The 22,006-nt window shown below is 64.5% G+C and carries 17 protein-coding genes and 1 pseudogene; 10 read left to right on the top strand and 8 right to left on the bottom strand.

All coding sequences use genetic code 11. The features are described 5' to 3' along the window. Positions 1–10: 10 nt before the first annotated feature. Positions 11–508: a hypothetical protein gene (locus tag ABIA40_RS17770; RefSeq protein WP_157281367.1), complete on the bottom strand. Its 498-nt coding sequence runs from the start codon at positions 506–508 to the stop codon at positions 11–13. Between the two features lie 457 nt (positions 509–965). Between ABIA40_RS17770 and ABIA40_RS17765 the strand changes: the two genes are divergently transcribed. The 7 genes from ABIA40_RS17765 (at position 966) to ABIA40_RS17735 (ending at position 7,614) form a co-directional block, all read left to right on the top strand. Next, positions 966–1,199 carry a hypothetical protein gene (locus tag ABIA40_RS17765; protein WP_225145159.1) on the top strand — a complete coding sequence of 78 codons (234 nt, stop codon included), beginning with the start codon at positions 966–968 and terminating at the stop codon, positions 1,197–1,199. A 190-nt stretch (positions 1,200–1,389) separates the two neighbouring features. Beyond that, positions 1,390–2,274, top strand: coding sequence for a squalene synthase HpnC (gene hpnC, locus ABIA40_RS17760; protein ID WP_404542456.1), 885 nt, complete (start codon positions 1,390–1,392; stop codon positions 2,272–2,274). Then, positions 2,264–3,103 (top strand): presqualene diphosphate synthase HpnD, encoded by an 840-nt coding sequence (gene hpnD / locus ABIA40_RS17755; protein ID WP_404542454.1) that lies wholly within the window; start codon positions 2,264–2,266, stop codon positions 3,101–3,103. The genes hpnC and hpnD overlap by 11 nt, the downstream gene beginning before the upstream one ends. Then, positions 3,103–4,359 (top strand): hydroxysqualene dehydroxylase HpnE, encoded by a 1,257-nt coding sequence (gene hpnE, locus ABIA40_RS17750; protein ID WP_275496554.1) that lies wholly within the window; start codon positions 3,103–3,105, stop codon positions 4,357–4,359. Before hpnD ends, hpnE begins: the two co-directional genes overlap by 1 nt. A 64-nt stretch (positions 4,360–4,423) precedes the next feature. Further along, positions 4,424–6,376, top strand: a complete 1,953-nt coding sequence (shc, locus tag ABIA40_RS17745; RefSeq protein ID WP_404542451.1) for a squalene--hopene cyclase — start codon at positions 4,424–4,426, stop codon at positions 6,374–6,376. Further along, positions 6,310–7,122 carry a phosphorylase gene (locus tag ABIA40_RS17740; RefSeq protein WP_404542448.1) on the top strand — a complete coding sequence of 271 codons (813 nt, stop codon included), beginning with the start codon at positions 6,310–6,312 and terminating at the stop codon, positions 7,120–7,122. The genes shc and ABIA40_RS17740 overlap by 67 nt, the downstream gene beginning before the upstream one ends. A gap of 183 nt (positions 7,123–7,305) precedes the next feature. Then, a complete protein-coding gene (locus ABIA40_RS17735; protein WP_404542446.1) occupies positions 7,306–7,614 on the top strand; it encodes a hypothetical protein in 309 nt (102 codons plus the stop codon). Between the two features lie 348 nt (positions 7,615–7,962). Here the strand turns inward: ABIA40_RS17735 and hpnH are convergent, their stop codons facing one another. Beyond that, the gene (gene hpnH, locus ABIA40_RS17730) at positions 7,963–9,123 is read right to left on the bottom strand and encodes an adenosyl-hopene transferase HpnH (protein ID WP_128262668.1); all 1,161 of its coding nucleotides are present in this window, start codon (positions 9,121–9,123) and stop codon (positions 7,963–7,965) included. Between the two features lie 36 nt (positions 9,124–9,159). Beyond that, the gene (gene ispH / locus ABIA40_RS17725; protein WP_157281381.1) at positions 9,160–10,086 is read right to left on the bottom strand and encodes a 4-hydroxy-3-methylbut-2-enyl diphosphate reductase; all 927 of its coding nucleotides are present in this window, start codon (positions 10,084–10,086) and stop codon (positions 9,160–9,162) included. A gap of 454 nt (positions 10,087–10,540) precedes the next feature. Here ispH and ABIA40_RS17720 point away from each other — a divergent pair, with 454 nt between their 5' ends. Beyond that, on the top strand, positions 10,541–13,129 hold the full coding sequence (locus ABIA40_RS17720; protein ID WP_404542442.1) for an MMPL family transporter: 2,589 nt from the start codon (positions 10,541–10,543) through the stop codon (positions 13,127–13,129). Here the strand turns inward: ABIA40_RS17720 and ABIA40_RS17715 are convergent. Continuing rightward, positions 13,097–13,759: a DUF2147 domain-containing protein gene (locus tag ABIA40_RS17715; RefSeq protein WP_404542441.1), complete on the bottom strand. Its 663-nt coding sequence runs from the start codon at positions 13,757–13,759 to the stop codon at positions 13,097–13,099. The two genes, ABIA40_RS17720 and ABIA40_RS17715, sit on opposite strands and share 33 nt — an antisense overlap. A 141-nt stretch (positions 13,760–13,900) precedes the next feature. Between ABIA40_RS17715 and hpnO the strand changes: the two genes are divergently transcribed. Further along, positions 13,901–15,292 carry an aminobacteriohopanetriol synthase HpnO gene (gene hpnO, locus ABIA40_RS17710; RefSeq protein ID WP_404542439.1) on the top strand — a complete coding sequence of 464 codons (1,392 nt, stop codon included), beginning with the start codon at positions 13,901–13,903 and terminating at the stop codon, positions 15,290–15,292. 37 nt (positions 15,293–15,329) lie between these two features. Here the strand turns inward: hpnO and ABIA40_RS17705 are convergent. Together ABIA40_RS17705 and ABIA40_RS17700 are read right to left on the bottom strand one after the other, a co-directional pair. Next, positions 15,330–16,210 (bottom strand): annotated as a pseudogene (locus tag ABIA40_RS17705) (alpha/beta fold hydrolase). A gap of 13 nt (positions 16,211–16,223) precedes the next feature. Next, positions 16,224–17,843: a GMC family oxidoreductase gene (locus ABIA40_RS17700; protein WP_404542436.1), complete on the bottom strand. Its 1,620-nt coding sequence runs from the start codon at positions 17,841–17,843 to the stop codon at positions 16,224–16,226. A gap of 170 nt (positions 17,844–18,013) precedes the next feature. Here ABIA40_RS17700 and ABIA40_RS17695 point away from each other — a divergent pair, with 170 nt between their 5' ends. Further along, on the top strand, positions 18,014–19,186 hold the full coding sequence (locus ABIA40_RS17695; protein WP_036023104.1) for a M20 aminoacylase family protein: 1,173 nt from the start codon (positions 18,014–18,016) through the stop codon (positions 19,184–19,186). A gap of 105 nt (positions 19,187–19,291) precedes the next feature. Here ABIA40_RS17695 and ABIA40_RS17690 read toward each other — a convergent pair whose 3' ends face one another. Both ABIA40_RS17690 and ABIA40_RS17685 read right to left on the bottom strand, forming a co-directional pair. Next, positions 19,292–20,734, bottom strand: coding sequence for a UdgX family uracil-DNA binding protein (locus ABIA40_RS17690; RefSeq protein WP_404542433.1), 1,443 nt, complete (start codon positions 20,732–20,734; stop codon positions 19,292–19,294). Continuing rightward, entirely contained in the window at positions 20,734–21,969 is a 1,236-nt protein-coding gene (locus ABIA40_RS17685; protein WP_271545268.1) for a putative DNA modification/repair radical SAM protein, read from the bottom strand. Before ABIA40_RS17685 ends, ABIA40_RS17690 begins: the two co-directional genes overlap by 1 nt. Positions 21,970–22,006: the final 37 nt, after the last annotated feature.

Raw genomic sequence — 22,006 nt, 5'->3', positions numbered from 1 at the left:
CGAAAGGCCTTCAGCCCTTCGTCATCGTGATGTTGACGCCGCGGATCTCGCCCTTGGACGAGATCTGCACCGTCTGCTTGGTGCCGTTGGTGCGCAGCGACAGGTTGGCGGCAAAGCCGTTGGCCTCGACGAAGACCTCGATCTGGCCGCCGCCGGCGGTGCCCTGGAGATTGCCGAAGATGTTGCGGCTGGACTCGCTCCAATTGCCGGAGATGCGGTCGCCCTGGCTCGTCACGTCGCTGGTGAGGTTGAACTTGTAGCTGTCGGAGGCGCAGCTCAGCGCCTGCTTCAGGTTGAGGCCGCTGCCGGCGACCTTATAGTCCGCCTTGCAGCGAATGCGCTCGGTGGAGCCGTCGGACAGCGACACCGTGCCGGTTCCGGTCCACGCGCCGTCGAAACCGGCAAACGGTCCGGACGACTGAGCATGACTTGCCGATGCCGAGAAGAGCAGCGCCGCCCCGATGCCGGCCGCCTTGATTGCCAGTCCAGATCGCCCAAAGAATGTCATCTCGAATATCCCGTTTTGGAACGACGTTCGCTTCGATTGAGAACGTCTCGCCACACCGAAAGTTTAGTACTCCGAGCAAGTCGCAGGTTCAAAGCCTGGCGGCCAGAGACGGCGGTTCACGCGACGCCGCCGTGCTTCCAGGGCCGCGATTTGCCGCGTTTCGTCATGTTTCCGGCAGCCGACGACGGACGAAGAGATGCAGCGCGGCAACAGGTCTGCATTAAAACGCAATGCTCCCGAATTATGATGTAGTATCAATCCCTTACATCTGTCAATGAAGGCGCGGGGAAGACCTGATTCGGCGGGGGCGGCGCCAATTTGGCCGCATTTGCCAGTGCTTGTGCCTTCTCTGAGGCCGCTACAAGCGGCGACTTGCCATCAGAACCAATCCGTTCCGGCCATCCGCCCTGCGCAGTCCGGGATCGGTGCGATTCTGCCGTCAGAATGAAGGAATACAATGCGCAATCTTCTCGTCGCTCTCACCCTGCTGTCGGCCTCCCTTTCGACGACGGCGTTCGCCCAGCAAGGGCGTGGCACGGACGCCGAGCAGAAGGCCTGCACCCGCGATGTGCAGAAGTTCTGCCGCCCGGTCATCGACCAGGGCGATTTCACCATCCTGGCCTGCCTCAAGGAGAACCGGGCCAAGATCTCGCAGGCCTGCGACCAGGTGCTGAAGAACCACAATCAATAAACTCGGCCATTGGCCCAGAAAGGCGGCCCTCGGCCGCTTTTCCGGGCCTAATCCGAAGGGGCAGCCATCGACGGACAGGATTGGTTTTGCGGCCGTATTCCCCTATATGGGGGCCGCGGCGGCGTCGCCGGCGTGAGCCCGCCCGAGCGAAAAAGCCCTTCCTGTCCAAACGATTGTAAACCAGCCCTCGATGACCTCTGCGAGCGAATTGCGATCCGGCAAGGGTGACCGCGACGAGAATTTTCCCGTCGCGTCCTGGATCATTCATCCGCGTCATCGCGCCCTGATCCTGGCCTATTACAATTTCGTCCGCACAGCCGACGACATCGCCGACCACGCGACGCTACCCGCCGACCAGAAGCTCGCTTATCTCGATCTGCTCGAGGCGGAACTGCTCGGCAGGGGCGACACCCAGCCTGAGGCCGTCAGCTTGCGCCGCGCGCTCGCCGAGCGCGGCATGGCGCCGCGTCATGCGCTCGACGTGCTGATCGCCTTCCGCATGGACGTGACCAAGCTGCGCTATGAGACCTGGGACGAGGTCATCCATTATTGCCGCTACTCGGCGATGCCGGTCGGCCGCTTCATGCTCGACGTTCACGGCGAGAGCACCTCGACATGGGCCGCCTCGGACGCGCTCTGCGCGGGCCTTCAGATCAACAATCACCTGCAGGATTGCGGCAAGGATTATCGCGAGCTCAATCGCGTCTATCTGCCGCGCGATGCGCTGGCAGCACACGGCGCCTCCGTCGAGCAGCTCGGTCTCGCGCAGTCGCCGCCGGCGATGCTGGCCTGCCTGCAGTCGCTCGCCGCACGCAACGAGGCGCTGCTCGGGGAGGGCAGGTCGCTCGCAGCCGAGATCCGGGATTTCCGTCTCGGCGTCGACGTCTCCGTCATCCAGGCCTATGCCGACCGCATCGTGCGCCTGCTCAAGGTACGCGATCCCTTGCGGGAGCGCGTGCATCTGAACAAATTCGAGCTGCTCGCCTTCAGCCTCGCCGGGATCATCGGCGAAGTTGGCCGCCGCGCGATCCGTCGCAAGGCCATTTCCAGACCGGGGACTGCCCATGACGCTTGAGGCGACCACGCCCGGCGCCAATTACGGCCCGACCGCATCCGGCAGCTCGTTCTATGCCGCGATGCGCATCCTGCCGCGTGATCAGCGCGAAGCGATGTTTCAGATCTACAGCTTCTGCCGCCAGGTCGACGACATCGCCGATTCCGACGGCCCGCGCGCCGAGCGGCTCGCCGCACTTCAGGAATGGCGCAACGATATCGACGCGCTCTATCAGGGCCATCCGCCGCCGCGGCTGAAGGACTATGTCGCCTCGGTGAAGACCTTCGGGCTCAAGCGCGAGGATTTCCTCGCCATCGTCGACGGCATGGAGATGGACGTGCCGCAGGATATCCGTGCGCCCGACATGGCGACGCTGGATCTGTATTGCGACCGTGTCGCCAGCGCCGTGGGGCGGCTGTCGGTGCGCGTGTTCGGCATGCCCGAGGAAGACGGCATCCTGCTCGCGCACCACCTCGGCCGCGCGCTGCAGCTCACCAACATCCTGCGCGACATCGACGAGGACGCCGGCCTTGGCCGGCTCTATCTGCCGCGCGAGGCGCTGCTGCATGCCGGCATCACCTCTGATGATCCGAACCGCGTGATCGCCGAGCGCGCGCTGCCGAAGGTCTGCATGCCGCTGGCGCAGCGCGCCAAGGTGCATTTCGAGAAGTCGGACGAGATCATGAACCGCAACAGGCGCCGCGCCGTGCGCGCGCCGCGGATCATGTCGAAATACTACCATTCCATTCTGGACCTCCTGATCGCGCGCGGCTTCACCGCGCCGCGCGAGCCGGTGCGTGTGTCGAAGATCACGCGCATCCTGATCCTGCTCCGTTACGCTTTCATCTGATGCAAAACACAGCTCACATCATCGGCGCTGGAATTTCCGGCCTCTCCGCCGCCGTGCGGCTCGCCAATGCCGGCTTCAAGGTCGCCGTGCACGAGGCGACGCACCAGGCCGGCGGCCGCTGCCGGTCCTATTTCGACGGCGCCACCAATCTCACCATCGACAACGGCAATCATCTGCTGCTGTCGGGCAACAGCCATGCGCGCGCCTATGCGCGCGCGATCGGCACCGAGGCGGGCCTGGTCGGCCCCGAGCGGGCGCAATTTCCGTTCGTCGATATCAAGACCGGGCAGCGCTGGCAGATCGATCTCGGCGATGGCCGGTGGCCGACCTGGGTGCTCGACGAAAGCCGCCGCGTGCCCGACACCGGCCTTTCCGATTATCTCAAGCTGGCGCCGCTGATCTGGGCGTCGGAGGAGACGCTGGTCGGCAAGTCGATTCCGACCGAGGGCATCCTCTATCAGCGCCTGGTGCAGCCGCTGCTGCTGGCAGCTCTCAACGTCGATCCGCCCGAGGGCTCGGCCGGGCTCGCCGGCGCAATCGTGCGCGAGACGCTGCTTGCGGGCGGGCAGGCCTGCCGCCCGCTGATCGCGCGTGATGGTCTCAGCGCGGTTCTGATCGAGCCCGCCGTGAAGTTTCTGCAGGAGCGTGGCCACACCGTTCAGCTCGGCCATGAGCTGCGCTCGTTCGTCAGCACGGACGGCAAGTTGACCGCACTGAATTTCGGCAGCGAGGATTTGATCCAGCTCGGCGCGGGCGATGTCGTCGTGATGGCGGTGCCGCCGCGCGCGGCAGCCAACCTGCTGCCGGGGCTGAAGACGCCGACCGAATTCCGCGCCATTGTGAACGCGCATTTCCGCTTTGAGCCGCCGCCGGGCTCGGCGCCCATCCTCGGCGTGATCGGCGGCGTGGTGGAATGGCTGTTCGCGTTCCCGAACCGGCTCTCGGTGACCATCAGCAATGGCGACCGCCTGGTCGACATGCCGCGCGAGGAACTGGCGCAGACGATCTGGAACGAGGTCTGCCAGGCGGGAGGTGTCTCCGGCGAGCTGCCTCCTTGGCAGATCGTGCGCGAGCGCCGCGCCACATTTGCGGCGACGCCGGCCCAGAATGCCCTGCGTCCCGGGCCGGTCACTGCGCTGAAAAACCTGTTCCTCGCCGGCGACTGGACTGCTACGGGATTGCCAGCAACCATCGAGGGATCGGTCCGGTCGGGTGACCGCGCCGCCGATCTGGTTCTGGCCGCCAAAGAATCCTGAAAGGCGGCCCGACGGGCAATTGTCCCGGTCAACTTTCAATCGAGTATCGGAGCAATCGAGCGACATGGATTCCGTGACCGCGACCAGCCGCGAAGCTTTGGAATCGAGCATTGCGTCGGCCACCCAGGGCATCCTCGGCTTCCAGCAATCCGACGGCCATTGGGTGTTCGAGCTCGAGGCCGACTGCACGATTCCGGCCGAGTACATCCTGCTGCGCCATTACCTCGCCGAGCCGGTCGACACCGTGCTCGAGGCCAAGATCGGCAACTATCTGCGCCGCATCCAGGGCCCCCATGGCGGCTGGCCGCTGGTGCATGACGGCGAGTTCGACATGAGCGCCAGCGTGAAGGCGTACTTCGCGCTGAAGATGATCGGCGACTCCGTCGACGCGCCGCACATGGTGCGCGCGCGCGAGGCGATCCACGCTCGCGGCGGCGCGATCAACAGCAACGTCTTCACCCGCTTCCTGCTCGCGACCTTCGGTGTCGTGACCTGGCGCGCGGTGCCGGTGCTGCCGATCGAGATCGTGCTGTTGCCGTTCTGGTCGCCGTTCCACCTCAACAAGATCTCCTATTGGGCGCGCACCACTATGGTGCCGCTGATGGTGATCGCCGCGCTGAAGCCGCGCGCAAGGAATCCGAAAGGCGTCGGCATCGACGAATTGTTCCTGCAGGACCCGCGCTCGATCGGCATGACCGCCAAGGCGCCGCACCAGAGCATGGCCTGGTTTCTGTTGTTTCGTTCGCTCGATGCGATCCTGCGCGTGATCGAGCCGCTGTTTCCGAAGAGTCTGCGCAAGCGCGCGATCGACGCCGCGCTCGCCTTCACCGAGGAACGGCTCAACGGCGAGGACGGCATGGGCGCGATCTACCCGCCCATGGCCAACATCGTCATGATGTACGACGCCCTCGGCAAGGACGAGAACTTCCCGCCACGCGCGATCACGCGCCGGGGCATCGACAAGTTGCTCGTCATCAAGGACGACGAAGCCTATTGCCAGCCCTGCGTCTCTCCGGTGTGGGACACGACGCTCACCGCGCATGCGCTGCTGGAGGCCGGCGGTGACAAGGCGGTGCCGGCCGCCAAGCAGGGCCTCGACTGGCTGATCCCGAGGCAGGAGCTCGAGGTGAAGGGCGACTGGGCAGTGAAGCGGCCCGACGTGCGCCCGGGCGGCTGGGCCTTCCAATACAACAATGCCCATTATCCCGATCTCGACGACACCGCCGTCGTGGTGATGTCGATGGACCGCATGCGCCGGGAGCACGGTGCGGCCGGCTATGACGACGCGATCGCCCGCGGCCGGGAGTGGATCGAGGGCATGCAGAGCGACGACGGTGGCTGGGCCGCCTTCGACGTCAACAACCTCGAATATTACCTCAACAACATCCCGTTCTCGGACCATGGCGCGCTGCTCGATCCGCCGACCGAGGACGTCACGGCGCGATGCATCTCGATGCTGGCCCAGCTCGGTGAGACCGCCAAGACCAGCAAGCAGGTGGCCGCCGGGGTCGCCTATTTGCGGAAGACCCAGCACCCGGAAGGGTCCTGGTACGGCCGCTGGGGTATGAACTTCATCTATGGAACCTGGTCGGTGCTGTGCGCCCTCAACATGGCCGGCGTCGACCACAAGGACCCCATGATCCGCAAGGCGGCGGCCTGGCTGACCTCTATCCAGAACGACGACGGCGGCTGGGGCGAGGACGCCGTCAGCTACCGGCTCGACTACAAGGGTTGGGAGGCCGCCCCCTCGACCGCCTCGCAAACGGCATGGGCCTTGCTTGCCCTGATGGCGGCAGGCGAGGTTGATCACCCGGCCGTCGCCCGCGGGGTGGAGTACCTGATTGCAACACAAGACAAAAAAGGACTGTGGGACGAGCAGCGGTACACCGCCACAGGCTTCCCCCGCGTGTTCTATCTACGTTATCATGGTTACCCAAAGTTCTTTCCGCTGTGGGCGTTGGCGCGGTATCGGAACTTGCGGAACACCAACAGCAGGGTGGTAGGGGTCGGAATGTGACTTTGGGGACGGGGGACTATTTTACCGTGGGTCAGGCCATCGACCCGCGGCCGATACTGATCGTGACCGGATTGGTGCAGGAGGCCCGCATCGCGGCCGGGCCCGGAATGGCGGTCATCTGTTCATCCAGCAGCCCGACCCAGTTGCGGGCGCTTCTGACGGTGGTGGATCCTGAGACGATTCGCGGCGTGATCTCATTCGGCGTGGCCGGCGGGCTCGACCCGAGCTTGCGCTCCGGCGACGTCGTGCTGGCGACTGAAGTGCTCTCCGGCGACACCCGCTGGGCCGCCGGCCTGTCGCTCGGCGACGAGCTGATCGAGCGCCTGACCTCCGGCCGCCGCCGCGTCGTGCGCGGCAGCCTCGCCGGTGCCGAGGAAGTGGTCACGAAGCGCTCCTGCAAGGCGGCCCTGCACTCCGAGACGGGGGCCGCCGCGGTCGACATGGAAAGCCACATCGCCGCGGCCTACGCCGCCGAGGCCGGGCTGCCCTTCGCCGCGGTCCGCGTCATCAGCGACCCCGCCCACCGCGCGCTGCCGGCGCTGGCCCGCGCCGCGATCAAGCCGAACGGCCAGATCGACCTCGGAGCCGTGCTGCGCGGCATCGTGCGCAATCCGGCAACGCTGCATGCCCTGGTCTCGACCGGCATCGACTTCAACCGCGCCCTGCGGTCGTTGCGCGGCTGCCGCGATTATCTGATCGGGACGGAGTTCGTCGAGAGCGAGCCCTTGGTGTCGAAGGCGGCGTGAGCGGGGGCTTCGATCTGAGTATAAAGAAAGGGCCCGGTCGCCATTGGCGTCCGGGCCTTTTTATTTTAGTGACGGTAGCAGCCCGGTAGGTTGGGCTGAGCCCTTGCAAAACCCATCTCTTGCCGATCACCGCTCTCCGTAATCGCGGTCATCATCTGACAGATCGTCCGCCCAATCGGCTGGATGACGCTGGTGCGTCTTACGTTGACGCACCTGTCGCATTCCGACGCCGCCTCCTATAGGCTTGGCACTATGGATCGCCAAATTACCCCCGTTCTGCATCTTGATGAGTTGCAAGCATATGATGCCATGGTGGAGTTCCTTGACGCCTATTGGCGTCGTGACGGAATGCATTCTGACGACATAGCCATGCTTCTCGGCGGCCTTTCAAGGTCCACCTTGACCGACAAATTTCCGAGCGATCCAGCAATGTGGGAAGACTGGATGACGGCTGTTGGCAAGGTGAAAGGGGCTAGCTCCAATGCCGACTGACGTAAAGGCGAGAAGCGCCCCGTCGGCGTGATCGGCAAAGCCGTGATGGTCGCGAAGATCGCGACAGGGGTGCCGTGGTTCTACTGTGCATGGGGTTGTTTTTCATTTTTTGCAGAAGGGGCGCCCCGAGCCGGCCAACCGAGGAGGGAAGGGAACGCAGCCCGCGGATCGACTCAGGTCTCCTTGGGCGCTCGCGGCGAACAAGCAAAAAAAGGCCCGGTTGCCATCGGCGTCCGGGCCTTTTTGTTTCGACGTTCGTCGCTCGGATGGAGCGAAGCGTAATCCGGGGCCTTGGAGAGACCATCCCGGACTTCGCTTGCGCTCCATCCGGGCTGCGGGCTCTGCGCTTTACGCCGCCGTCGACGCCTTCTGCGCTGCTTTCGCCTGCGCAGCCGCAGCTTCGTCCTTGCGGATCTCCGAGAGCTTCTTCTGGACCTGCTCGGAGAAGATGTACTGCGCCGGGCGCTGCTTGGAGAGGTCGATCTCCGGCGCCATCGGGCCGCTCGTCCGCACGCCGCGCAGCGCCACCCACATCGCCTTCAGCGGATTGTTGAGCGCTGCGGTCGCGGCCGTGGGCTCGTAGCCGCAATGGGCCATGCAGTCGGCGCACTTCTCGTACTTGCCGGTGCCGTAGGAATCCCAGTCGGTGGTCTCCATCAGCTCCTTGAAGGTTTTCGCGTAGCCTTCACCGAGCAGGTAGCAGGGCTTCTGCCAGCCAAAGATGTTGCGCGCGGGCATGCCCCATGGGGTGCATTCGTATTCCTGGTTGCCGGCGAGGAAGTCCAGGAACAGTCCGGAATGCATGAAATTCCACTTCTTGCCCTTGCCCATCGCAAAGACGTCGCGGAACAGCTTTTTGGTCTTGGTGCGGTTGAGGAAGTGCTCCTGGTCCGGCGCGCGCTCGTAGGCGTAGCCCGGGGACATCGAGACGCCGACGCCGAGCTCGGTGGTGAGGTCGAGGAATTTGGCGATCTCCTCGGCCGGGTGGCCGTCGAAGATGGTGGCGTTGACGTTGACGGTGAAGCCGCGCGCCTTGGCCGCCTTGATCGCCGACACCGCGCGGTCGAACACGCCCTTCTGCGACACGGCCTTGTCGTGGTGGTCGCGCAGGCCGTCGAGATGCACCGAGAAGAACAGATAGGGCGAGGGCTCGAACAGATCGAGCTTCTTCTCCAGCAGCAGCGCGTTGGTGCAGAGCGAGACGAACTTCTTGCGCTCAACGAGGCCGCGCACGATCTCGCCGATCTCCTTGTGAATCAGCGGCTCGCCGCCGGGAATGGCGACCATCGGCGCGCCGCACTCGTCGGCGGCGTCCCAGCACTCCTGCGCCGTCATGCGGCGGTTGAGGATCGCATCGGGATAATCGATCTTGCCGCAGCCGACGCAGGCGAGGTTGCAGCGGAATAGCGGCTCCAGCATCAGCACGAGCGGATAGCGCTTGCGGCCAAGCAGTTTCTGCTTGAGCAAATAGCCGCCGATACGCATTTCCTTGAAGAACGGGATGGCCATTACAGGTTTCTTTCTGGGCTTTTTAATTCGGGTGGGTCAGCTCGCGGCCAGTTGGGCCGGAAGCCGGAATTCGATGTTTTCCTCGCGGCCCGGCAACACCGAGACCTTTACCGGTCCGATCCGCCGCATCGCTTCGATCACGTCATCCACGAGTACCTCGGGCGCCGAAGCGCCGGCCGTGACGCCGACGGTCCTGGCATCCTTCAACCACTCCGGATTGAGCTCGCTGCCGTCGGCAATCAAATAACTCGCGACGCCGGCCTCAGTGCCGATTTCGCGGAGCCGGTTCGAGTTCGAGCTGTTGGCAGCGCCCACCACCAAGATCACGTCGACCAGCTTGCTCAAGTCCCTTACCGCAGATTGGCGGTTCTGTGTCGCATAGCAGATATCCCGGATATCCGGACCTTGAATGTCTGTAAAGCGGGCCTGAAGGGCCGCGATGATGTCCTTGGTGTCGTCGACCGACAGGGTGGTCTGGGTGATGTAGGCCACTGGCGTATCCGCCGGCAGGGTCAGCGCCTTAACCTCTTCAACGCTCTGGACGAGCTGCACCGGCCCCGGGACCTGGCCCATCGTGCCCTCGACCTCGGGATGGCCGGCATGGCCGATCAGGATCAGGGTGCGGCCCTTGCCGATGTAGCGCTTCCCCTGATTGTGAACTTTCGTGACCAGCGGGCAGGTGGCATTGAGCACCGGAAGGTCGCGCGCGGCGGCCTCTTCCTCGACGCTACGGGCGACGCCATGGGCGCTGAACACCGTCACCGCCTTCGGCGGTACCTCGGAGAGTTCCTCGACGAAGATGGCGCCTTTGGCCTTCAGGCTCTCGACGACGTATTTGTTGTGCACGATCTCATGGCGCACGTAGACGGGCGGGCCGTACTTCTCCAGCGCCCGCTCCACGATTTCGATTGCTCGCACCACCCCCGCGCAGAAGCCGCGCGGTTGCGCCAGATAAACTTCCATTGGACGCCCATCACGCAAGTTGCACCAATCCGCTCTTTGCAGTCCCCAAGCGGCACTCCGATACTGACCAATGAGTTGCAATATCCGCACCATTGGTTCGCGCCTGCGGTAGCCACCCACCCCTGTGGACGGCTCCGGCGCATGGAGGCGCAATACTTTGTGTCAAAAAATCGGCGGTAGGGGAAGGTGGAACCGCTGAGGGAGGCGTCCGAGGTATTTTAGTAGGGATTGTGGTGTGCCTACGTGCGCGACATTCCTGCATAGTCCTTCGTCACGTTCCCGCCTCAACTCCCTGGCTATACCGGCCGCCCCGCATGATTTTGCCACGGTCTCCCGCCGTTTACCTCGAACCTTCTGGCGGCGAGAACCACCCAAAACAGCAATAGGTTTCGGCCGGGAACTCCGATAAACAGCGGGCGTTTCCGGCAAGCTGTTAACCGCAGAAAGAAAAGAAGTGCTGCAAAGCGTCGTCGTTGCCATCGTCAGGGCCTGCACCCGGTTTGCCTCCCTCGTCGTCGTTCTCGGGCTCCTGCTGTCGGTGGGGGCGGGCTATTACGCTGCGCGCCACTTCGCCATCAACACCGATATCAACTCGCTGATTGCCCAGAATCTGGACTGGCGGCAGCGTGACCAGCAATTCGACAAGGCGTTCGATCAGAACGAAATGATCCTCGCTGTGGTCGAGGCCAGGACGCCGGAAATGGCGAGCGCCGCGGCAGACGCGCTCTATGCCAAGCTGAAGGACGACAGGACCAACTTCCACTCGATGCAGCAGCTCGGCAGCGGCGCGTTCTTCGAGCGGAACGGCCTGTTGTTCCTGCCGACCGAGGAGGTCGGCAAGATCACCGGCCAGTTCGAAGCCGCCGCGCCGCTGATCGAGATCATGGCCGGCGATCCCTCGATCCGCGGCCTGACCGGGGCGCTGGAGACCGGCCTTGCCGGCGTCAAGCGGGGCCAGGTCAAGCTCGACAGCACCGAGCGGCCCTTCAACCTGATCGCGCAGACAGTCGAGACCGTGCTCAACAAGGGCAACGCCAGCTTCTCCTGGCGCGAACTCGTCAGCGACGAGCCGCTCAAGGATTCCGACAAGCGCACCTTCATCGAGTTCAAGCCGATTCTCGACTACAACGCGCTGGAGCCCGGCAAGGATGCGACCGACGCGATCCGGAAAGCGGCGGCGGATCTGGATTTTGCTGGCAAATACCAAGCGCGGGTGCGGCTGACCGGCCCGGTGCCGATCGCCAACGAGGAATACGCGACCGTTCAGGAGGGCGCTGTCGTCAACGCCGTCGGCACGATTCTCGTCGTGCTGGTCATCCTATGGCTCGCGCTGCATTCGTCGAAGATCATCTTCGCGGTGTTCGTCAATCTGTTCGTCGGCCTGGCGATCACGACAGCAGCCGGCCTGATGATGGTCGGATCGTTCAACCTGCTGTCAATTGCGTTCGCGGTGCTGTTCGTCGGCCTTGGAGTCGATTTCGGCATCCAGTACAGCGTCCGCTACCGCTCGGAGCGCTACAAGCACGACGATCTCGCCGGCGCGCTGGTGCTGGCAGCCAAGCGCTCGGCGGTGCCGCTGTCGCTGGCGGCGATGGCGACGGCCGCGGGCTTCCTCTGCTTCATGCCGACCGACTACAAGGGCATCGCAGAGCTCGGCCAGATCGCCGGCGTCGGCATGCTAGTGGCGTTCATCTCGTCGATCACCGTGCTGCCGGCGCTGCTCAAGCTTCTGAACCCGCCCGGCGAGCCGGAGCCCGTCGGCTACGCCTTCCTGGCGCCGCTCGACCACTTCCTCGAAAAGCATCGGGTGCTGATCGTCGGCGGCACGCTGCTGCTCGCGCTCGGCGGCCTGCCGCTGCTCTACTTCATGAAGTTCGACTTCAACCCGATGAACCTGCGCAATCCGCACGCCGAGTCGATCGCGACCTTCCTCGATCTGCGCAAGGATCCGAACACCGGGGCCAATGCCGTCAACGTGATGACGACGTCGGAAGAGCAGGCGAAGCAGGTCGAGGCGAAGCTGGAAAAGGTGCCTGAGGTGCTCAGGGTGATGTCGCTCGACAGCTTCGTGCCGCAGGACCAGCCGCCGAAGCTGAAGCTCATCGCGCAGGGCGCCAAGGTGCTGAATCCCGCCCTCAACCCCGATCAGATCGATGCGGCGCCGACGGACCAGGAGAATGTCGAATCGCTGAAATCTTCGGTCGACAATCTGCGCCGGACGGCGGGCGACGCGAAGGGCCCTGGCGCTGTCGCCTCACGCCGTCTCGCCGGCGCGCTCGAAAAGCTCGCCAGTGCCGACGAGGCCACACGCAACAAGGCGCAGGACGTGTTCGTCACGCCATTGAAGATCGTGTTCGATCAGCTCCGCAACGCGATGCAGGCCGGGCCCGTCACACTGAACTCATTGCCGCCCGAGCTCGTCAGCGCCTGGAAGAGCAAGGACGGCATCATCCGTGTCGAGGCGCTGCCCAAGGGCGATCCCAACGACAACGATACGCTGCGCAGATTTGCGGCAGCGGTGCTCCAGGCCGAGCCGACTGCGATCGGCGGGCCGGTCTCGATCCTGAAATCCGGCGATACCGTCGTGAAGGCGTTCATCCACGCCGGCATCTATGCGCTGCTGGTGATCGGGCTCCTGTTGTGGATCACGCTCCGTCGCTTCGTCGACGTGCTGATGACGCTGGTGCCGCTTCTGGTTGCCGGCGTGGTGACGCTCGAGATCTGCGTGTTGATCGGACTGCCGCTGAACTTCGCCAACATCGTCGCGCTCCCGCTGCTGCTCGGTGTTGGCGTGGCGTTCAAGATCTACTATGTCGTGGCCTGGCGCTCGGGCAGGACGAACCTGCTCCAGACCAGCCTGACGCGCGCGATCTTCTTCAGCGCGCTGACCACGGCGACCGCGTTCGGCAGCCTGTGGCTGTCGAGCCATCCCGGCACGTCCAGCATGGGCAAGCTGCTGGCGCTCTCGCTGGTGACGACGCTCGCCGCCGTGCTGCTGTTCCAGCCGGCCCTAATGGGCAAACCCCGCAATCTCAGGGAGTAGGCAGATGTCGCCGACCGGGTCGGCGGCGCCCTTCTGACCGGGCTTGGCTGCGCCGGCGGCCTTGGGAGCAGCAGGTGCAGGCGTGGTGGTGCCGCTCCCGGCTTGGGCTGCTTGGGCCCCTTGCCCCGCTTGCCCCCCTTGGGGCTTCGGCGCAGTGCCGCTGGATTTCGCTGCGCCCTTGGCCATGGCGTTGGCAGGGCTCGAAGGGATCGGCGGGCCGACCCGGGTCCAGGTTTCGCCGCCGCAGAGGAAGCCCATGACGCAGCCCTTGATCTCGAGCTGGTCGGGACCGGCCGGCGTGATGGTCGCGCTGTAGAGCTGGCCGTCGTTGGCGTTGTAGACCTGTCCTTCCCACTGATCGACGCCGGGCTTCTTCTTCATGTCGATCAGGGTTGCCATGCCGAGCGTCGGCCTGTTCTTTTTCGAGGCGTCCGGATTGTTCTGGTCGCGTCCGCCGGGCTGTTTTTCCCAGGAAACCGCGCCCCACATGCTGCCATAGCATTGGGCGACGCGAATGTTGGCAACGCCGTCGGCGACCCGCCAGTCGCCGGTCGGATCCGCGGCGAGCGCGGGCGTCGGGCCGGCGTAACCGCCAGCCAGTATTAGTCCGGTGTAAAGGGCCAAACGCATGTGTGTTCCTTGGCAGTGCAACATGGTCTAAAGCTGTGCTTGCGAAGATGGTCCGAAAAAGGGCAAAAGGCCGCACAGACCGTTTTCAGCAACGGTCCGTTTTCAGTTGACGAGACGGCCCTCAACCGAAGTATGTAGCGGATGCACAGCCCAAATCCAGACATGTCTCAGCTATTCGCGGACCGTCAGGCCCAGCGCAGCACCCTGCATAACCGGTATCTGAACGAGCAGTTCGTCCGGGTTCTCAAGACCATCGGCTACGATGTCGGCTTTCAGAAGGGGCATGGGCAGTATCTCTACGACCGCGAGGGTGCGCGCTATCTCGACCTGTTGTCCGGCTTCGGCGTGTTCGCGATCGGGCGCAACCATCCCGTCATGCGCGAGGCGCTCAAGAGCGTGCTCGATGCCGACCTGCCCAACCTCGTCCAATTCGACGTCTCGACGCTCGCCGGTGTGCTGGCCGAGCGCCTCCTGAAATACGTTCCCTATCTCGACAAGGCGTTCTTCGCCAATTCCGGCGCGGAATGCGTCGAGGCCGCGATCAAGTTCGCGCGCGGCGCGACGGGGCGTCCCGGCATCGTCTATTGCGCCCACGGCTACCACGGGCTGACCTACGGCGCGCTGTCGCTGACCGGCGATTCGAATTTCCGTACCGGCTTCGAGCCGCTGCTGCCGGGCTGCACCGCGATCCCGTTCAACGACCTGGCCGCGCTGGAAAAGGCGCTGGCCTCGCGCGAGGTCGCCGCCTTCGTCGTCGAGCCGATCCAGGGCAAGGGCGTCAACATGCCCAGCGACGAGTTCCTGCCCGGCGCGGCCGCACTCTGCAAGAAATACGGCACGCTGTTCGTCGCCGACGAGATCCAGACCGGCATGGGCCGCACTGGCCGCTTCCTGGCGGTCGAGCATTGGAACGTCGAGCCCGACATGGTGCTGCTGTCGAAGTCGCTGTCGGGCGGCCACGTGCCGGTCGGCGCCGTGCTGACGCGCAAGAGCATCTTCGACAAGATCTTCAACCAGATGGACCGCGCGGTGGTGCACGGCTCCACCTTCTCCAAGAACGACCTCGCGATGGCCGCGGGCATCGCCACGCTCGACGTCATGGAATCGGAGAAGCTGATCGATGCAGCCGCCAAGCGCGGTGCCGAGCTGCGCCTCGCGCTGACGCGCATGGTGCCGGGCTACGAGCTGCTCAAGGAAGTCCGCGGCAAGGGCCTGATGATCGGCATCGAATTCGGCCCGCCGAAATCGTTGCGCCTGCGGGCCTCCTGGAACGTGCTGGAGACCGCCAACAAGGGCCTGTTCTGCCAGCTCATCACCGTGCCGCTGTTCAAGGATCACAAGATCCTGACGCAAGTCGCTGGCCACGGCAGCCACACCATCAAGCTCTTGCCGCCGCTCACCATCACCGAGGAAGACTGCGCCTGGATCGAGCGCGCCTTCGACGACGTCATCGCCGGTAGCCACAAGGTCCCCGGTGCGATCTGGTCGCTCGGTAAGACGCTGGTGGACAACGCGGTGCGACGGTCGGCCTAGAGACGATCGCTCAGGCCGCCTCGTCCGCGGCCGAAACTTACCCGGCAAACTCGCGCACGGCTTCCACCACGTGCTCCGGCACTTCCTGCGCGACGCAGTGGCCGGCATTCTCGAAAACCCGCGTGGTCACGCCCGAGATCAGCGACACAGCGCGTCTCGCCATCTCCTTGTAGATTGGACCCGACTTCGCCGCTGTCGTGACGCGCACCGGACACTCGAGCTTGGTGAGCGAGGCAAACGGATTGCCGCGGGCATCCCCAATGTAGACCTGCTCCATCGCCTCGTAGATGGGGAGCAAGATCGCGGCTTCGATTTCCGGCGTGCAGCAGAGCCGGATACGGCCGTCATCCAGGGGCGCGAAGCCGTGGCGCACATACGCCCGTAGCGAGGTTTCGGTCCAATCCGCAAACGCCGGTGCTGCGCGGTAACGTTCGAACACGGCGTCGGGACTGTCGAACTCGGCGCGTCGGCGCAGCGTGCCCTGCACGCGGGCGAGCGATTCCTCGCTCAATCCGCCGGAGCGCGCCGCGCGCGGGTCCATGACGGTCGGCTCCATCACGAACAGGCGCGCGAAGCGACCGGGCAGGAGTTTCGCCGCGAGAAGGAGATCGGTCGCACCCGCGCTGTGGCCGATTCCGTAGATGTCGCGGAGATCGAGCGTATCGACCAACGGCAGATGTCGTCGGCGTAATCAAGGAAGTGATAGGCGCCAGGCTTGTGGCTTGCACCATGACCGCGGCGGTCGAGGGCATAGACGGTGTAGGTCGATGCGAGCTCGCGCGCGACCTCGTGCCAGACGTCGGCGACGAAACCGGTGCCGTGTACGAGCAGGGCAGGCGGCTTACCGCTCTCGCCCCATTGCAGCATGGCGATCTCTGCGTCGGCGGGACCGATTGAGAAACGGTACGGATCGATCATGAGCGATGGGATGCTACTTCGCATCCTCCAGGATCATCGTGGCGCCCTTCTCAGCGATCATCGCGGTCGGCGTATTGGTGTTGCCCGAGGTGATCGTCGGCATGATCGAGGCATCGACGATGCGCAGGCCGTCGAGGCCGTAGAAGCGCAACCGCTCGTCCACCACCGCCATTGGATCGTTCGCCGTGCCCATCTTCGCGGTGCCGACGGGATGGAAGATGGTGGTGCCGATGTCGCCGGCGGCTTTCGCGAGGGAGGCATCGTCGTCGCCGACGGAGGGGCCGGGCAGATATTCACTGGGGCGATATTTGGCCAGCGCTTTCTGCTGCATCAGGCGCCGTGTGGTGCGAATAGCGTCGGCGGCGACTTGGCGGTCGTCGTCGGTCGACAGGTAATTTGGCGCGATGATCGGCTTCTCGTCAGGCGTTGTCGCGCGCAACCGCACAGTGCCGCGCGAGGTCGGCTGCAGATTGCACGCGCTCACCGTGATCGCAGGGAAACGGTGCAGGGGATCGCCGAACTTGTCGAGCGAGAGCGGCTGCACGTGGAATTGGATGTTGGCGCGGGCGCGCGTCGCATCGGAGCGCGTGAAGATGCCGAGCTGCGACGGCGCCATGGTCAGCGGGCCGCGGCGGCGGAAAGCGTAGTCGAGCCCCATCAGGCCGCGGCGCAACAGATTGTAATAGGTCTCGTTCAGCGTGCGCGCGCCCTCGACCTTGTAGATCGCGCGCTGCTGCAGGTGATCCTGCAGATTGCGCCCGACGCCGGGCTTGTCCATGACGATGTCGATGCCGAGCGGCGACAGCCAGTCGGCCGGCCCAATGCCGGAGCGATGCAGCACCTGCACCGAGCCGATCGAGCCTCCCGAGAGCACCACCTCGCGCTTTGCGCGCGCCTCGATGATCTCGCCGTTCTGGATGAAGCGCACGCCGACGGCGCGGCCCTGCTCGATGATGAGGCGGTCGACCAGCACGTGCTTCTCGAGCCGCAGATTGGGGCGCCTCAAGGCCGGCTTGAGGAAGCCGCGCGCCGAGGACCAGCGCCGGCCGCGCTTCTGGTTGACGTGGAAATAGCTGGTGCCTTCATTGTCGCCGGTGTTGAAATCCGGGATGCGTTTGATGCCCATCTCCTCGGCGGCGTCACCGACCGCGTCGAGAATGGCCCATGAGAGCCGCGGTGCCTCGATGCGCCAGCCGCCGCCGGCGCCGTGATGCTCGCTGGCGCCGAGGAAGTGGTCTTCGAGCTTCTTGAACAACGGCAGCACGTCGTCATAGCCCCAGCCGGTCAGGCCAAGCTGGCGCCAATGATCGTAGTCGGCAGCCTGTCCGCGCATCGAGATCATGGCGTTGATTGCCGAGCAGCCGCCGATCACCTTGCCGCGCGGATACGCCAGCGAGCGGCCGTTCAGGCCGGGCTCGGCCTCGGTTTTGAACATCCAGTCCGAACGCGGATTGCCGATGGCGAAGAGATAGCCGACCGGGATATGGAACCAGATCCAGTTGTCGTCGCCACCGGCTTCAAGAATGAGAACGCGGTTGCCTGGGGCAGCCGACAGCCGGTTGGCAACGATGCAGCCCGCGGTGCCGGCTCCGACGACGATGTAGTCAAACTCACCTTCAAGCCGCCTCGGCATTCTGCGTCCACCCGGATTCTCTTTGCTTTCCGTTTAATAGGCAGACGCAGCCGACCGGGACAAGCCCGGCCATGCCAAGTGAACAGGGCTAGACCCCGATTGCCGGCGGTTGGGTGGACCGACGCTTGCATGGTAGACAATCCTGTATTTCCAACAGCTCGAGACCTTCCATGCCCATCGTGAACCGCGTCGCCGACCTTCAACCCGATATCCAGGCCTGGCGGCGGGACATCCATCAGCACCCCGAGCTGCTGTACGATGTCCACCGCACCGCAGCATTCGTTGCTGACCGGTTGCGGGAGTTCGGCTGCGACGAAGTCGTGACCGGTCTCGGCCAGACCGGCGTCGTCGGCGTGATCAAGGGCAACAAGCCCACCGGCGAGGGGCTCAAGGTGATCGGCATGCGTGCCGACATGGACGCGCTGCCGGTCGAGGAGCAGACCAATCTGCCTTACGCCTCCAAGATCCCCGGCAAGATGCACGCCTGCGGCCATGACGGCCACACCGCGATGCTGCTCGGGGCGGCCCGCTATCTCGCCGAGACGCGCAATTTCGCCGGCGATGCCGTGGTGATCTTCCAGCCCGCCGAGGAGGGTGGCGCCGGCGGCGCGGCCATGGTCAAGGATGGCCTGATGGAGCGGTTCGGCATCGAGCAGGTCTATGGCATGCACAACGGCCCGGGCATCCCGGTCGGCTCGTTCGCGATCAGGCCAGGCCCCATCATGGCGGCGACCGACGAGGTCGACATCATGATCGAGGGCGTTGGCGGCCATGCCGCGCGTCCGCACAAATGCGTCGATTCCGTGCTGGTCGGCGCGCAGGTGATCACCGCACTGCAGTCGATCGTCTCGCGCAGCGTCGATCCCCTGGAATCGGCGGTCGTATCGATTTGCGAATTCCACGCCGGCAATGCCCGCAACGTCATTCCGCAGACCGCGACCCTGAGAGGCACCATCCGCACACTGTCGCCTGAGGTGCGCAAGCTGGTCGAGAAGCGCGTGCATGAAGTCGTGGCGGGCATGGCGCAGATCACCGGCGCCAAGATCGACCTGCACTACAAGCGCAATTATCCGGTCGTGAACAATCATGCGGCGGAAACCGAAGTGGCACGGCGCATCGCCACGCAGGTCGCGGGCGAGGCCCATGTCCACGAGATGGCGCCGCTGATGGGCGGCGAGGATTTCGCCTACATGCTGGAAGCGCGGCCCGGGGCCTTCATCTTCTGCGGCAACGGCGACAGCGCCGGCCTGCATCACCCCGCCTACAATTTCAACGACGAGGCGATCGTCTACGGCACGTCCTATTGGGTGAAGCTGGTCGAGGAGCAGCTCGCGGCGTCGTAGGACCGGGTCCGAAGCACAGATGAAAGGGCCCGTGCATTCCACGGGCCCTTGTCTATTTGAGAGATCGGATCGTCAACAACGGCGTGAAGCCATTTCCCGCTGTATTCACGCAGCCCGTGCGGCCTTCTTCTGCAGGCCGGCGGCGATCTTCAGATCTTCGACGAAGCGCCGATATTCCAGAACCTTGGCTTCGGGATCAGGCAGTCGCAGCAGATAGGACGGGTGCACGGTCACCAGCGCCTTGCGGCCTTCGGGAAGCTCGATCAACCGGCCGCGGTTCTTCCCGATAGGGGTGATCTTGCCGAACACGCTTTGCGCGGCGGTGGCGCCCATCGCCACGATGAGATCCGGTTGGATTGTCGAAACTTCCCGCTCATACCATTGCCGGCACGCCCGGATCTCGGGTGTGTTCGGCTTCTGGTGCAGGCGAATCTTTCCGCGCGGCACGAATTTGAAGTGTTTCACCGCGTTGGTGACATAGACCTTCTTGCGGTCGACGCCGGCCTCCTCCAGCGCGCGATCGAGCATTTGCCCGGCCGGGCCGACGAAGGGATGGCCGGCGAGGTCTTCCTTGTCGCCGGGCTGCTCGCCGACCAGCATGATGTTGGCATTCTTCGGCCCTTCGCCGAACACGGTCTGTGTCGCGTCCTTGTAGAGATGGCAGGCGCGGCAATGCGCGGCCTCCTCGCGGAGCGTTTCGAGATCGTCGGCAGCTGGCTTGCGTCTCATCGGAGCCTCCGGCCGCTTCTGAGGCTTGTGCGGATCGGTTGCGGCATTGGCGATCATGGCGCCGGTCATGCGCTCGGCGTCTTCGATCAAGGGCTTAATGATCGAGGCCTCGGGCAGGTTCCTCCAATATTTCTTCGGCATCTCGGCCTGCATCGCCTTCACCTTGAGCCGGGCCGGATTGAAGATGCTGGCATAGTAGCGCCGCCAGGTTTCCTCCAGCCGGTCTTCGCCCGGCGCCTCGCTCTTGCTGACGCCCGGCGTGAAGGAGAGCGCATGGCCGTCCCAATGCGCGCAGAGGTCCGGCGTCAGGATCGACCAGGGCATGTCGGCAAAGCGCTTGGCGAAGAACGGCGCGGCGAGCTCGACGACGTGATGCTCCGGCTCGAACCAGGCGACGTAGTGCGCCTGGCGTTCCCTGCCGATCTCGCGGAAGCGCACGAAGGCATGCATCTTGTGCTCGTCGCGATAGACCGCTTTCGCCATGGCCGTGACAAGCGCGACATCGGGGTCGGTCGCGACCTCGATGAGATCGTGATTGTCCTTCAGCCGGAACAGCAGGCGATACAGGATCGCAAAGCGCTCGTTGTCGCGATGCAGGATCGCCGCCTTGGCAAGCTCGACGAATTTTGCCGAGACGGTGAACGTGCCGTCGTTCACCTCGAGGATCGGAGACGGCGCTTGCGGCGCGAACAGCTCGGCTTCACGGCCCTGCACGGTCCAGGTGGCCTCGCCGGGCGGCACGTGATGGAGCACGAGGCTACGCGCGGCTTTGCGCCAGCCGTCGAAATCGGTTTCGGTGTCGAGCATGATGTACTGCATCAGAAGCCAAATCCCAGTTGCGTTGCTTTCGGCTTGAACCGTTCGATCAGCCCGGCAGCATCGAGACGATGCGGTGCGGGACGGTGATCGCTGAGGACGATGAACGGCAGTGCCTTGTTGCGGGGCACATGCAGCCGCGCGAGGTCGGCGAGGCGGATCGTGGTGGTGCGCCGCGTCGCGAGGATGCGTTCGACCGTCCTGGTGCCGAAGCCCGGCACCCGCAGCAGCTCCTCGCGGCTGGCGCGGTTGACGTCGAGCGGGAAGCGGTCGCGGTGGCGCAGCGCCCAGGCGAGCTTGGGATCGATGTCGAGCGGCAGCATCGCGCTGTCGTCGACGATCTCACCGACGTCGAAGCCGTAGAACCGCATCAGCCAGTCGGCCTGGTAGAGCCGGTGCTCGCGCAGCAGCGGCGGCTGTATCAGAGGCAAAGCATGGCTCGCGTCGGGGATCGGGCTGAAGGCGGAGTAATAGACGCGCCGCAGCCGGTAGGCGCCGTAGAGATTGGCGCTGGTGTGGAGAATGGTGTGATCGGAGGCGCTATCTGCGCCGACGATCATCTGCGTACTTTGTCCGGCGGGCGCGAAGCGCTGCGGTTTGGCCTTTGTCTTCGCGCTGCGGCTGTCCTCGGCCTCGTCCAGCTTCAGCCGCAGCCGGCCCATGGTGCGGCGGATCGCGCGCACGTCCTTCTCCGGCGCGAATTGCTGCAGGCTCGTCTCTTCAGGCATCTCGATGTTGATCGAAAGGCGGTCGGCATACTTGCCGGCCTCGGCGATCAGCGCGTCGTCGGCCTCGGGAATGGTCTTCAGGTGGATGTAGCCGCGGAAGTGATGCTCCTCGCGCAGTTTTCGCGCGACGTTCACCACTTGCTCCATCGTGTAATCAGGGCTGCGGATGATGCCGGAGGAGAGGAATAGGCCCTCGATGTAATTGCGCCGGTAGAAGTCGAGCGTGAGCTTGACCAATTCGTCGATGGTGAAGCGGGCGCGTGGGACGTTCGAGGAGGCGCGGTTGACGCAATAAAGGCAATCGTAATTGCAGGCGTTGGTCAGCAGCACCTTGAGCAGGGAGATGCAGCGTCCGTCCGGCGCGTAGGAATGGCAGATGCCCATGCTTGGGGCGGTCGAGCCCATGCCCTTGCCGTCGCTGGAATCCCGCTTCTCGGTGCCGCTGGAAGCGCAGGATGCGTCGTATTTGGCGGCATCCGCCAGAATCTCCAGCTTGCGTTGTACGTCCATGTTTGAATCTCTTTGATTCCGCTCATGAATCTTTGGA

It is taken from the genome of Bradyrhizobium sp. USDA 223 (assembly GCF_044909005.1).
GTDB lineage: Bacteria > Pseudomonadota > Alphaproteobacteria > Rhizobiales > Xanthobacteraceae > Bradyrhizobium > Bradyrhizobium yuanmingense.
Note: the sequence above shows the minus strand (reverse complement) of the source record. Positions and strands in the feature narration are given on the sequence as shown.